Origin of the sequence: Burkholderia stabilis (assembly GCF_001742165.1) — a bacterium.
Classification (GTDB): Bacteria; Pseudomonadota; Gammaproteobacteria; order Burkholderiales; family Burkholderiaceae; genus Burkholderia; species Burkholderia stabilis.
Genome location: NZ_CP016443.1, coordinates 2,857,525 through 2,870,180, shown reverse-complemented (window position 1 = coordinate 2,870,180; position 12,656 = coordinate 2,857,525). Strand labels below are relative to the sequence as shown.

General features: G+C 69.2%; 11 protein-coding genes. 5 read left to right on the top strand and 6 right to left on the bottom strand.

Annotated elements, in window-relative coordinates:
• The first annotated feature begins 18 nt into the window (after positions 1-18).
• Together BBJ41_RS30660 and BBJ41_RS30655 are read left to right on the top strand one after the other, a co-directional pair.
• Positions 19-549, top strand: a complete 531-nt coding sequence (locus BBJ41_RS30660) for a CMD domain-containing protein (protein WP_069749914.1) — start codon at positions 19-21, stop codon at positions 547-549.
• The gene (locus BBJ41_RS30655) at positions 546-1,139 is read left to right on the top strand and encodes a peroxidase-related enzyme (RefSeq protein ID WP_069749913.1); all 594 of its coding nucleotides are present in this window, start codon (positions 546-548) and stop codon (positions 1,137-1,139) included. The genes BBJ41_RS30660 and BBJ41_RS30655 overlap by 4 nt, the downstream gene beginning before the upstream one ends.
• A gap of 56 nt (positions 1,140-1,195) precedes the next feature.
• Here BBJ41_RS30655 and BBJ41_RS30650 read toward each other — a convergent pair whose 3' ends face one another.
• Positions 1,196-1,627 carry an Lrp/AsnC family transcriptional regulator gene (locus BBJ41_RS30650; protein WP_006753967.1) on the bottom strand — a complete coding sequence of 144 codons (432 nt, stop codon included), beginning with the start codon at positions 1,625-1,627 and terminating at the stop codon, positions 1,196-1,198.
• A gap of 307 nt (positions 1,628-1,934) precedes the next feature.
• Here BBJ41_RS30650 and BBJ41_RS30645 point away from each other — a divergent pair, with 307 nt between their 5' ends.
• Both BBJ41_RS30645 and ctlX read left to right on the top strand, forming a co-directional pair.
• Positions 1,935-3,014 (top strand): ornithine cyclodeaminase, encoded by a 1,080-nt coding sequence (locus BBJ41_RS30645; RefSeq protein ID WP_069749912.1) that lies wholly within the window; start codon positions 1,935-1,937, stop codon positions 3,012-3,014.
• Between the two features lie 59 nt (positions 3,015-3,073).
• Positions 3,074-4,075 carry a citrulline utilization hydrolase CtlX gene (ctlX, locus tag BBJ41_RS30640; RefSeq protein ID WP_069749911.1) on the top strand — a complete coding sequence of 334 codons (1,002 nt, stop codon included), beginning with the start codon at positions 3,074-3,076 and terminating at the stop codon, positions 4,073-4,075.
• A 155-nt stretch (positions 4,076-4,230) separates the two neighbouring features.
• Here the strand turns inward: ctlX and BBJ41_RS30635 are convergent, their stop codons facing one another.
• From BBJ41_RS30635 to BBJ41_RS30620, 4 genes are all read right to left on the bottom strand, one after another.
• The gene (locus tag BBJ41_RS30635; protein WP_069749910.1) at positions 4,231-6,987 is read right to left on the bottom strand and encodes an Hsp70 family protein; all 2,757 of its coding nucleotides are present in this window, start codon (positions 6,985-6,987) and stop codon (positions 4,231-4,233) included.
• A gap of 5 nt (positions 6,988-6,992) precedes the next feature.
• Positions 6,993-8,834 (bottom strand): Hsp70 family protein, encoded by a 1,842-nt coding sequence (locus BBJ41_RS30630; protein ID WP_069749909.1) that lies wholly within the window; start codon positions 8,832-8,834, stop codon positions 6,993-6,995.
• Positions 8,831-9,409: a DUF2760 domain-containing protein gene (locus tag BBJ41_RS30625; protein WP_069749908.1), complete on the bottom strand. Its 579-nt coding sequence runs from the start codon at positions 9,407-9,409 to the stop codon at positions 8,831-8,833. The genes BBJ41_RS30630 and BBJ41_RS30625 overlap by 4 nt, the downstream gene beginning before the upstream one ends.
• A gap of 260 nt (positions 9,410-9,669) precedes the next feature.
• A complete protein-coding gene (locus tag BBJ41_RS30620; RefSeq protein ID WP_069749907.1) occupies positions 9,670-10,110 on the bottom strand; it encodes an Rrf2 family transcriptional regulator in 441 nt (146 codons plus the stop codon).
• A 141-nt stretch (positions 10,111-10,251) separates the two neighbouring features.
• On the opposite strand from BBJ41_RS30620, the gene BBJ41_RS30615 reads away from it, so the two are divergent.
• Complete coding sequence (locus tag BBJ41_RS30615) at positions 10,252-11,175, top strand: NAD(P)/FAD-dependent oxidoreductase (protein WP_069749906.1); 924 nt, start codon at positions 10,252-10,254, stop codon at positions 11,173-11,175.
• A 19-nt stretch (positions 11,176-11,194) separates the two neighbouring features.
• Here BBJ41_RS30615 and BBJ41_RS30610 read toward each other — a convergent pair whose 3' ends face one another.
• Entirely contained in the window at positions 11,195-12,640 is a 1,446-nt protein-coding gene (locus BBJ41_RS30610) for an MFS transporter (RefSeq protein ID WP_069749905.1), read from the bottom strand.
• Between the last annotated feature and the right edge of the window lie 16 nt (positions 12,641-12,656).

Below are 12,656 nucleotides of genomic sequence, written 5' to 3'. Positions count from 1 at the left end.
CGAAGGGAAATCGACACGATGACTGAATCCATCACGCCGGCCGCCGCGCCGGACACGATCGACGCGGCGGCCGGCCTGCGCGACGGCGATGCGGTGGCCACGCTGCGCCGCGCGCGCGACAAGGTGCTGCTCCATACGCGACTCAGCGAAACCGCGCTGTTCGATCCCGCGTTGCCCGATCTCTCGTTGGCCGAAAGACTGCATGCGGCGCGGTATGTCGCGCAACGGTCGAACGCGCACACACTGGCTGCGACGTATCGCACGCGATTGCTCGATGCGGGCGGCACCGTCGAGGAGATTGCCCTCGCCGACGCCGATGCGTTCGACGCACTGGCGCCGCGCGTCGGCGCGATCCTCGCCCATGCGCGGCTTCTGACACACGCGCCCGCCGACGCTCGCGCGTCCGATCTCGATGCGCTGAAGTCGGCCGGACTCACGACACCCGCGATCGTCGCGCTGTCGCAGCTCGTTGCGTTCATCGCATATCAATTGCGCGTCGCGGCGGCTGCGCAGGCGCTTCACGCGCGTGCCACAAAGGAGGCCGCATGACGACGACCACGCACGGCTTCACGTCCGACACGCTCGGCTGGCGCGCATGGCTCGACACCGTGCCACTCGATGCGGCGACACCCGACCAGCTTGCCGTACTCGAAGCAAGCCATCCGCACGCGAAAACGTCCGACTATTACCTGCTGCTCGTGCACCTGCCCGAGATCCTGCGGCAGCGCTCGGGTGTGTTCAACGCGATCATGTACGGACCGGGCGGGCTGTCGCGCGCGGAACGCGAACTGGCCAGCACGGCCGTGTCGCGCGTGAACGGCTGCGTGTATTGCGCGTCGGTGCATGCGCAGCGCTCCGCGCAGCTCGCGAAACGCACCGATGTCATCGAGCAGGTATTTGATGATCCGGCAACGGCCGGCACGACGGCGCGCGAACGCGCGATCGTGCGCTATGCGATCGCACTGACCGAACGACCCGACACGGTCGATGCGGACGACATCGCCGCGCTCGAAGCCGAAGGGCTGACGCATGAGGACATTCTCGACCTGTCGCACGCGGTCGCGATCTTCGCGTGGGCGAACCGGTTGATGCTGACGCTCGGCGAGCCGGTGTTTCCCGAGCCGGCGGCGAGCGCGTAACCCCACACTCACACGCTCACACGCTCACGCACGAGCGGGCGCGGGCCCGGCCCGCGTCACGCCTTGTGCGTCGACAGCAGAATGCTCGTCTCGGTGCTCGCGATCCCGTCGATCAGCCGGATCGCGCCGAGCACGCGATCGAAATGCTCGAGCGAATCGGCATGCAGCTCGGCGACGAGATCCCAGCGCCCGTTGGTGCTGTGGATCGACGCGACGTTCGGATGCCCGCGCAGCACCTTCACCACTTCCGCGCCGCGATTGCCCTGCACCGCGATCGACATCAGCGCGCGAATCCGGTGCCGCTCGGCCGCCGGCTTGAGCCGCACCGTATACCCGACGATCACGCCGTTCTTCTCCAGCCGCGTCAGCCGGTTCTGCACGGTCGCGCGCGCGACGCGCAATTCCTTCGCGAGCGCGACGACGGGCAGCCGCGCGTTGTCGCGCAGAAGGGCAATGAGCTGCCGGTCGACGTCGTCGAGCGTGATCATGTACGAGGCTTCCTGTGAGGAATGAGTCGCGGGGATGAGCCGGCCGCCAGCGTGCCGGAGACTGCGCATTCCGGCCAGCGCATAACTGACAAAGTGCCGGAACGGGCTGGCAATTTGCCAAGTCTATCGATAAATTTGCCACTTTTGCTGTCTTTTTGTTGGCTCGACTCGCGGAAATAATGACTCCATCGACCGGCCGGACACGCCGCGCCGCCGCTTTTGATGGAGCCGGAGCCCGCGCCGAAGCGCCGCCCGGTCGACCAGAACGCCGGACACCCGTACCGGCAATCAAAATGGAGACAGACCGATGACTCGCTTCCTCGACGTTCCCGCCACCGCCCGACTGATCGCCAAGACCGGCGTCACGACGTTCCTGCGCGAACTCGTCGACACGCTGCGCGCCGACTACCTGCACTGGGCCGACTTCGACAAATCGCCGCGCGTCGCCTGCCACTCGCGCGACGGCGTGATCGAGCTGATGCCCGTCGCGAACGCGTCACTGTTCGCGTTCAAGTACGTGAACGGCCACCCCGTCAACGCGGCGCGCGGCATGCACACCGTGATGGCGTTCGGCGCGCTCGCCGAAGTCGATACCGGCTACCCGCTGCTGCTCGCCGAACTCACGCTGACGACCGCGCTGCGCACGGCCGCCACGTCGGTGCTCGCCGCGCAGGCGCTCGCACGGCCCGACTCGCGCACGATGGCGCTGATCGGCAACGGCGCGCAGAGCGAATTCCAGGCGATCGCGTTCCACACGCTGCTCGGCATCGACGAAATCCGCGTGTTCGACGTCGATCCGCTCGCGACCGACAAACTCGTGAAAAACCTCGCCGCGTACTCCGAATTGCGCGTCGTGCGCGCCGCATCGACGGCCGACGCCGTGCGCGGCGCCGACATCGTGACGACCGTCACCGCCGACAAGGCCTACGCGACGATCGTCACGGCCGACATGATCGAGCCCGGCATGCACGTGAACGCGGTCGGCGGCGATTGCCCCGGCAAGACCGAGCTCGAAGCGGGCGTGCTGCACGCGGGCCGCGTGTTCGTCGAATTCGAGCCGCAGTCGCGCATCGAAGGCGAGATCCAGCAGATGCCGGCCGACTTCCCCGTCACCGAGCTGTGGCGCGTGCTGCAAGGTGAGACGACCGGCCGCGAACGCGCGGACGAAGTCACGGTGTTCGACTCGGTCGGCTTCGCGCTTGAGGATTATTCGGCGCTGCGCTACCTGTACGCGCTCGCGCAGCAGCACAACGCGGGCGTCGAGATCGCGCTGATTCCGCCGGCCGTCGATCCGAAGAACCTGTTCGCGCTGATCGACGATCCGGCCGCCGTCGCGCACGGTCACGCGGCGTTCGTCACCGAAGCCGTCGCCGCGCTCGCGCGCTGATCGTCATCGCCGGGCGGCCAGCGCGCCGCCCGGTTTCCAGCCTTTCGCTCCTGCCTTCCATGAATCTCGTATCGATCCAGGCGCCGGCCGCCGTCGTGATGATCCGGCCTCACCACTTCCAGCCGAACCCGCAGACCGCGGCCGACAACGCGTTCCAGCGCACGACCACCGGCGGCGCAGGCGACACGCCGTCCGTGTCCGCTACCGCGCGCGACGAAGTCACGGCCGCCGCGCAGACGCTCGCTGATGCGGGCGTGCGCGTGCACGTATTCGACGATCACGGCGAACGCGACACGCCCGACTCCGTGTTCCCGAACAACTGGTTCTCGACGCATCCGGGCGGCCACGTCGCGCTGTATCCGATGTACAGCCCGAACCGCCGCCGCGAGCGGCGCGCGGACATCGTCGAGATGCTGAAGGCCGAGTATCGCGTGCAGGACGTGATCGACTACTCGGGCCTCGAATACGACGACGTGTTCCTGGAAGGCACCGGCGCGATGGTGCTCGACCACGTCGCGCGGATCGCATACACCGCGCGCTCGCGCCGCGCCGATCCGGTCGCGCTCGAACGCTTCTGCACGCATTTCAATTTCGAGCCGATCTGCTTCGATACGGCCGATGCCGACGGGCGCCCGATCTATCACACCAACGTGATGATGAGCGTCGCGACGGAGTTCGCGATGGTCGGCCTCGACCTGATCGCCGACAACCGACGCCGCGCCGAAATCGCGCAACGCCTGACCGAAACGGGTCGCACGGTGATCGCGCTCGATCCGTCGCAGATCGCGAACTTCGCGGGCAATACGCTGGAATTGTCGGGCAAGGACGGGCGCGTGCTCGCGCTGTCGCGGCGTGCGTTCGATTGCCTCACACACGAACAGCGCGCGACGATCGAGCGCTCCGCACGGCTGCTGCCGCTCGACGTGCCGACGATCGAACTGGCCGGCGGGTCGGTGCGGTGCATGCTCGCGGGGATTCATCTCGCGCGGCGGGCCAACACGCCCGACACGATCGCCGTTGAATCGGCCGCATCGTCACGCGAAACGGTGCCACAAACCTGACCTGAGCAAACAGGTTCGCAAAAACGCAAACGGCTGCCGATGCAATGCAACGGCAGCCGTTTTTTTAGGGTCATCGAACCGGCGAACATCGGCCCGCATCGGCAACACCGCGGAATGCTCCGGCATCCGAACGATACCGGCACACCCCACGCTGCTCACCCGGCCAGCAGCTTCAGCCCCGCCGGCAGCGTTTCGCCGAACACGCGCACCGTATCGGCTTCGTCGAACGCGATCGCTTCGCGCACCATGTCGATCCATGCCGCCGACGCATTCGCGGCCGACAAACGTCGGATCACCGCTTCGCGCGTGTCGTCCGGCAGGTCGCGCGAACGATCGCCCGTCATCCGCGCGATCTGCGCGGCCGCGAACGCGGCAGGCTCGACCTGCTTCCAGTCGAGCGCGAACAGCGCGTCGAGCCAGCCGTTCGCGATGTCGGCCGGCACGACACTGTGCGCGCTGCCGTAGAACGGCCGGCGCGCGCCGATGCGGCCGAGCGCCCACGCGCACAACGCGCGCTCGGCCGGCTTCTGCAACTGTGCGATCAGGCGCTCGGCCAGCTCGACCTTGCGCTCGACCGGCAAGCGTTCGAGCGACGCGGACAGCCGCGTCATGTCGGCCGGGCCGACCTTGCCCGGATCGAACGGCAGCTTGCGCCGCTTGTCGTCGGACGGTTCGAGGAAAGCGATCGCATCGCGCACCTGCGTCTGCGCATCGTCGTCGAGGCCGCCGGCCACGCGCCGCCACAGCGTCCACCACTCGGACCACACCTGCGCGTCGTTCACGTATTGAATGCCGTCGTCGAACAGCGGCCACAGCTGCTCGATGCGCCACGCGTCGAGCGGATGGCCGAAGCCCGGACGCAGGCAAAAGCCGGCGAGGTTCAGCCACGCGCGTTCATGATCGGCCGAACGCCGGCGCCGCCGTGCACGCGCGAGCAACGCGTCGAACAGTTCGCGCGCGAGCGCGACGTCCCACTCGTCGCGCGCGCCGAGCACCTGTTCGAGCTGCGCGCGCAGCCGGCGCGTGTCCTTCGGCGTGACGCCCGCCGCCTTGCTGCCGAACGAGCGCTCGATCAGCTCGATCGCCTGGTCAAGACGCGGATGCCGCGCGGGCCCCGTATCGTCGCCATGAACCGGCGCATCGCCGCGCAACTGAAATTCGAGCTTCCAGCGGCGCGATGCGTCGTCGGTCGCGATGCAATGCATTTCGAGCGTGCCGACTTCCGTCAGCGACGCCGTGAGTTTCACCGGCGTTTCGCGTGCGTCGCCGCCTGCCTGCCGGTCGACGACCGTCGCGATCGGCGGCAGCCGCACGAAATCGCCGCCGTCGAGGTCGACGAGATCGCCGGGCCGGTACGCGGTGTCGGCCACCGTCGACACGAGGTGGAAACGCACCGGCTGCCCGAGCTGCAGTGCGAACGTGCGATCGTCAAGCCGGATCTCGTGGCCCTCTTCCGCGCCACGCGGCAGCAGGCAGACGCCACGCGCGGCGGCTTCGCCGGCGCCGTCGTCGAGTACGAGGAAATAGCTGCGCGCGGAGCCGCCGCCGATGCGCGGCGCATGCCCGGCGCGCGCGAGCCCGTAGGCCACCGCGCCGCGCGCGACCGCCACGTCCGGATGCGCGTTGTGCAACACGTCGAGCGGTGCGCCGCGCCACGCGCCGAGCGTCTGCGCGAGACGACCGGCGAGCGCGCCCGCGCGAAACACGCCGCCGTTGAGCAGCAGCGTGTCGGGCAACGGGCCTTCCGCATGACGGTTCAGGAACGCGGCGACGTGCCGCGTGACGGCCGCGTCGCTCGCATACGGCAGCCCGAATTCGACGATCGCCGCGCGCGCGCGACGCGGCAATTCACCGGCGTCAACCTGCGGGAAGAAACCGTCGACGACGATCTGCTCGACTTCCTGCCGCGTCAGCTCGGCCGAGCGCGCGCCGCCGACGAGCTTGCTGCCCGCGCCGAGCAGCGTGACCGTGACCGACGCCGGCGCGTCGTCGCCGAGCAGGCGCTCCTTCGCCGCGCGGCAGCGCTCGACCAGTTGCGACAGGCTCGCGGCCGACAGCCGCGTGCCGGGCTCGGTCAGCCGCGTCTCGACCAGGCGCGCGAGCGCGAGGTCCATGTTGTCGCCGCCGAGCATCAGGTGATTGCCGACGCCGACACGCGTGAAGGTCGGCTCGCCGTCGCCGCCCGGCGCGACATCGACGAGCGTGAGGTCGGTCGTGCCGCCGCCGACGTCGCAGATCAGCACGCGCCGCGCATCGGCGAACGTGTCGCGCAACGTGTCGCGCTGGCCGTACAGCCAGTCGTAGAACGCGGCCTGCGGCTCTTCCAGCAGCCGCAGCGCGGGTAGCCGCGCACGCCGCGCGGCTTCGACCGTCAACGCGCGCGCGCCGTCGTCGAACGACGCGGGCACCGTCAGGATCACGTTCTGTTTCGCAAGCGGCGCATCGGGGAAGCGCGCATCCCACGCGTCGCGCACGTGCGCGAGATAACTCGCGCTCGCATCGACCGGCGACACCTTGTCGACGCCGTCGGCCGCGCCCCACGGCAGGATCGCCGCGAGCCGGTCGACCGCTGCGTGCGACAGCCAGCTTTTCGCGCTCGACACGAGCCGGCCCGGCACCTGCGCGCCGAGCGTGCGCGCGTAGCGGCCGATCACGGCCGGCGGTGCGTCGGCCTGAATCGCGTTGGATTTCGCCTTGGGTTCAACCGACCACGGCAACCGCAGCGCATCCGGCGGCAATTCACCGGCCGCCGGGTGATAACGCACCGACGGCAGCAGCGGCTGCGCGGCCACCGAGCCGGGGCCGACCAGCTGCTCGACGTCGAACACGCGGATCGCGTCGGAGCCGGCCTCGACGTATGCGACGACCGTATTGCTCGTGCCGAGGTCGATGCCGACCGTATAACGCTTCATCGCGCTCAGGCGGCGCCGCGCACGTCGAACTCGACCTTCCAGCGCTCGTTCGTGCCACTCGGGATCGCCTCGAGCTCGAGCGTGCCGGCTTCGGTCACGCGCGCATGCAGCTTCACGGGCACGACTTCGCCGACCGTGCGCCCTTCGGCGGGCAGCGTCGCCTGGATTTCTTCGAGCTCCTGCAGCTCTTCCGGCGACCAGTAGTCGAGCAGCGTGCCGACCTGATCCTGGCGGCGCACCGACGAACCGAAGAAGCGGAACTGCACCGGCTCGCCGACGACGAGGCCGAACTCCTGCGGCGGCAACGCCGCGTCGGAGCCTTCCTCCATCCCGAACGGCGCGACGCACAGCGCCTGCACCGGCGGTTCGAGCCCCGGCACCGCGGGCATCGCCGATTCGATCGCGACGTAGTACGCACGCGCCGTGCCGCCGCGAATCCGCACGCCGCGACCGCGCTTCACGTAGCCGTAGTACGCCGCGCCGCGCGCGACCGCGAGATCGAGATCCGCGCCTTCGAGCAGGCGCGCGGGCGGCGCGCCTTCGGCGGCCAGCCAGCTGTTGAGCGTGTCGAGCACGCGCTGCGTGAGCAGCGCCGACTTGAACACGCCGCCGTTGAACAGCACGGCGGTCGGATGCAGGAACGTCGCGCCTTGCGGCAGCGTGCGCTGCACGCCTTCGAGCGTGTCGAGCGCCGCGACCTGGCGGCCGAGGAACGCCGCGAGATGGCGCGTGATGCCCGCGTCCTGCGCATACGGCAGGCCGAGCTGCGTCAGGCCGACGCGCGCGCGGCTCACCGGGCGCGCAGCCGCATCGACCTGCGGGAAGAAACCTTCGAGAATCGTCTGCGTAAGTTCGGTACGCGTGAGCTCCGTGCGGATCGAACCGCCGATCAGCTTCGAGCCGCGGCTCGGCACGACGAGCGGCACCGCGTCGGTGCTCGGGTCGGACAGCAGCGTTTCCTTCGCGGCGCGGCACGCGTACGTGAGCGCGCGCAGTTGCCACGGATCGGCCTGCGTGCCCTGCTGCGCGAGCTTGCGCGCGACGATGTGCGCGAGCGCGAGATCCATGTTGTCGCCGCCGAGCAGGATGTGCTCGCCGACCGCCACGCGATGCAGTTCGAGATTGCCGTCGCGCTCGACCACCGCGATCAGCGACAGGTCGGTCGTGCCGCCGCCGACGTCGACGCACAGGATCAGGTCGCCGACCTGCACCTGCTTGCGCCAGCCGCCCTGGCTCTTTTGAATCCAGCTATAGAGCGCGGCCTGCGGCTCCTCGAGCAGCGTCATCCGCGAGTAACCGGCGGCGCGTGCCGCCTCGGCAGTCAGTTCGCGCGCGGCCGGGTCGAACGACGCGGGGATCGTGACCGTCACGTCCTGGTCGGCGAACGGCGCATCGGGATGCGCGTGGTCCCACGCTTCGCGCAGGTGCGTCAGGTAGCGGATCGAGCTTTCCAGCGGCGACACGCGCGACACTTCCGGCGGCGCGTCGCTCGGCAGGATCGCCGCGCGGCGATCGACGCCCGCGTGGCCCAGCCAGCTTTTCGCGCTCGACACGAGGCGGATCGGCGTGCCGGCGCCGCGCGTGCGCGCCATCTCGCCGACCGCGAATGCACGCGATGCGGTCCACGGCAGCGTCAGGTCGCCCTGCGTCAGTTCGCTTTCATGCGGCAGATAGAGGAACGACGGCAGCAGGTCGCGCGATTCCAGCGCGCCGGGCGCGGTGAGCTGCGCGATCGGCAGCACCTGCTGCGCGATCTTTTCGCCGTCGCTCGCGGCGCTGTCGACATACGACAGCGCGCAGTGGGTCGTACCGAGGTCGATACCGATCGAATAGCGCGGATCGCTCACAGTTCCACCTCCGCCGGTGCGACAACCGAGGCGTCGTGGCTGCCCGTCAGCTTCGGCAGGCGCACGTCGGCGACGCGCCAGCCGCGATGGCTGACGGTGCCCGTAAACGGCGCTGAGCCGACGACGTTGCCCGTCACGCGCACGGCCGTGGCGTCGAAGCCGGCCGGCAGCGTCACGCGGCTGCCTTCGGCTTCGTCGCGCACCGGCACGATCGTGAAGTGTTCGCGCAGCGCGGCGCGGCAGCCGTCGTGCACGAGGCGCGCGGCCGCGCCGATGTCGGCGTCCGCGTAGCCGGCGATGTCTTCCTCGACGAAGTCGATGAAGCGCGCATCGCGCTGCAGCAGGCCGAGCAGTTGCAGCGCGGCCTGCGGGCTCGCTTCGCGCAGTTCCGGCGCGGGCGCCTTCACGGGCTCCGGCACCACGGGTGCCGCGGCCGGGGCCGGTGCAACCGGGGCCGGGGCGCCGTCGCGCACGCGCAGCACGCCGGCCGCGAATTCGCGGTTGCCGAGCACGGAGAAGAACGTGCCGACGGCAAGCGACAGCCGGCCGAAGAAGGACAGGTTGGATTCGGGCATGGGGTCTGGACTCCTGTGGGCTCGCGACACGGCGAGCGATCTTGCCTGGGCGCCGGGCGGCGGCGTGCGGATTGCGCACTGCCGCCGCCCGGCGCGTGATTCGAACGCGCCCTCGCGGGTGCGGAAAACCCGTATTTTGCCCTGTGGCGGGCGAACCGGGCAGAAGTTGGGGGACAGAACATCGCGGCGCGGCGGTTTCAGCCGCGCCGGATCGTGCCGGATTGCACGTCAGGCGCGATCGATCGGGATGCTGCGCCGCGTCAGCGCGTGTAGCCCCGCAGCACGGCCTTCGCTTCGAAATCGCGCGACAGCATGCCGAGCGTGACTTCGCCGAAGCGCGCCAGCAGCGACGCTTCGGCATCCTTCAGGGTTGCCGACAGATGCGCGTTGACGGCCTGCTCGACCAGGCATTCGGGCTCGTCCTCGGGCACCAGATCGGAGAACAGCGGCGGCTCGCCCACCGCGCGATAGACATCGAGCAGCGTGATGTCGTCGAGCGCGACGCTCAGCACCCAGCCGCCGCCGTGCCCTTTCTCCGACTGCACGTAACCGCAATCGCGCAAGCCGCCGAGCAGGCGCCGCACGACGACCGGGTTCGTGCCCAGCATCGTCGCGATCGTCTCCGACGTCAGCGGGCCGTCGGCCTGGTCCATGTGGATCAGCGCATGCAGCATGCGCGACAAACGGCTGTCGGTTCTCACGGGCGGCTCTCCCCTTTCTCGAAACTTCTGAAGTTGCGTGAATCATAGCATCGAACTATCATGCAACTTCTCGTGTTCCATGAGTTGGCCGCCATCGACGCACGTTCGTCATTCACGCAGGTTCAGGAAAGGAGTTGGTGCATGCATACCCATCGTGACCATCATGAAGTCATCGTGATCGGCGGCAGCTTTGCGGGGTTGTCGGCCGCGATGCAGCTTGCGCGGGCGCGGCGCCGCGTGCTCGTGATAGACGCCGGCCGGCCGCGCAACCGCTTCGCCGAACACGCGCACGGATTCTTCGGGCAGGACGGCAAGCCGCCCGCGCAGATCGTGGCCGACGCCACCGCGCAGCTCGTCGCCTATCCGACCGTGCAGCGGATCGAAGGCGAAGCGCTCACCGCCGAGCGCGATGCGGACGGCCGCTTCCACGTGACGCTCGCGGACGGCCGCCGCGCGAGCGCCGGGCGGCTGATTCTCGCGACCGGCATCCGCGACGAATTACCCGCGCTGCCGGGGCTCGCGGAACGCTGGGGCATCAGCGTGCTGCACTGCCCGTACTGTCACGGGTATGAAGTCGGCGGGCAGCGGCTCGGTGTGCTGGCCACGCATCCGCTCTCCGTGCATCAGGCGATCCTGATCCCCGACTGGGGCCCGACGACGTGGTTCACGCAGGGCGTGGCCGAAGCGAATGAAGAAGAAGCCGCGTTGCTCGACGCGCGCGGCGTGCGCATCGAGCGCTCGCCGGTCGTCGAGATCCTCGGCGATGCGCCGCGCCTCGAAGCGTTGCGGCTCGCCGACGGGCAGATCGTGCCGATCGATGCGCTGTTCGTCGGCGCGCGCACGGAGATGGCGAGCGATCTCGCGCAACAGCTCGGCTGTGCATTCGACGAAGGGCCGCTCGGCCCGGTCGTCCGGATCGACGCGTGGAAGCAGACGAGCGTCGCGGGCGTATTTTCAGCCGGCGACGCGTCGACACCGATGACCAACGCGACGTTCGCGTCGGCGTCGGGCGTGATGGCCGGCGTCGCCGCGCACCGGTCGCTGATTTTCGGGCTGCACGCGTAACCACGCATGCAGCCAGGCGTCATGCGATGCGCGGCGAAGCGTCCACCGCCGGCTGCACGTCCAGCTCCGTGCTGCATTCCTCGAGCGAAATCCGCCGCGTTTCGCGCCCGTTGATCCACCACAGGCCGGCCGCGAGCGGCCCCGGCAACGCGAGCACCAGCAGCACGATCAACGCGGCCGACGGCGAGCCGGACATCGCATAGACGTTCGTCAGCATCAGCGGCGCGATCACCGCGCCGAGCCGGCCGATCGCGACCGACACGCCGAGCCCGGTCGCGCGAATCCGCGTCGGCAGGATCTCGGACGACACGACATAACCCGAGATGTACGCCCACGTGACGCCGAACTGGATCAGACAGTAACCGAGCACCATGCCGGGCAGCGCGTGCATCGCATAGATGAACACGATCGCCGCAACGGTGAACGTGTAGCTCGCGAACAGCGACGCGCGCCGCCCCCACGCCTCGACGAGCACCGCCGCGACGATGCCGCCCGCGAGCGCCGCGGCGTTGCCGATCATGTAGTAGATCGGCATGTCGGTCGACGACACTTTCAGGTACGGCAGGATCACGAGCGCCATCAGCGACAGCACGCCGTACACCACGGCCGCCTGCGAAAAGTTCAGCGCCCCGGCGAGCGCGCAGCGCGCGCGATAGGCGCCGAACAGTTCGCCGACGTTGCGCCAGAACGCAGGCGCCTGGTGTTCGAAACGGGTCGGTGTGTAGCGCTGCGCCAGTTGCGCGCGATCGGCCTGTGCACGCGGATCGCGCGCCGCGCTCGCGACGATCTGCTCGACGATCGCATCGGCTTCCGCCACACGCCCCTGCTGGATCAGCCAGCGCGGCGACTCCGGAATCACGCGGCGGATCCAGAAGAACACCAGCGCCATCGTCGTGCCGAGGCCGAAGCCCACGCGCCACGCCCACTCGGCCGGCAACTGGTTCAGCACGAGATACGACACGGCCGCCGACAGCAGCGCGCCGACCGGAAAACCCGACAGGATCAGCGCGTCGGTGCGGCCGCGATGGCGCTTCGGAATGAATTCGCCCATCGTCGCGGTCACCGCCGAATATTCGCCGCCGACGGCCAGCGCCGTCATCGCGCGGAAGAACAGGAACGACTCGTAGTTCCACGACAGCACGGTCGCGACGCTGAAGAACGCGTACCAGAGCAGTGTCGCGAGAAACAGGCGCTTGCGGCCGTAGCGGTCGGCCAGATAACCGAACGCGATCGCGCCGACGAGCATCCCGAACACCCAGATGCTGACCGCGAGCGAGCCCTGTGCGGCGCTCAGGTGCCAATGCGACTTGAGCACGCCGAACACGCTGCCGATGATGTTGGTTTCGAACGAATCGAGCGCCCAGCCGACGCCGAGCGCGACCAGCATCAGCGTGTGGAAGCGCGTCCACGGCAGGTTGTCGAGACGCGCAAGCGCGTCCGTTTCGATCGGGTGAGACGTTTTCATGATGCGGGGTTCCTCG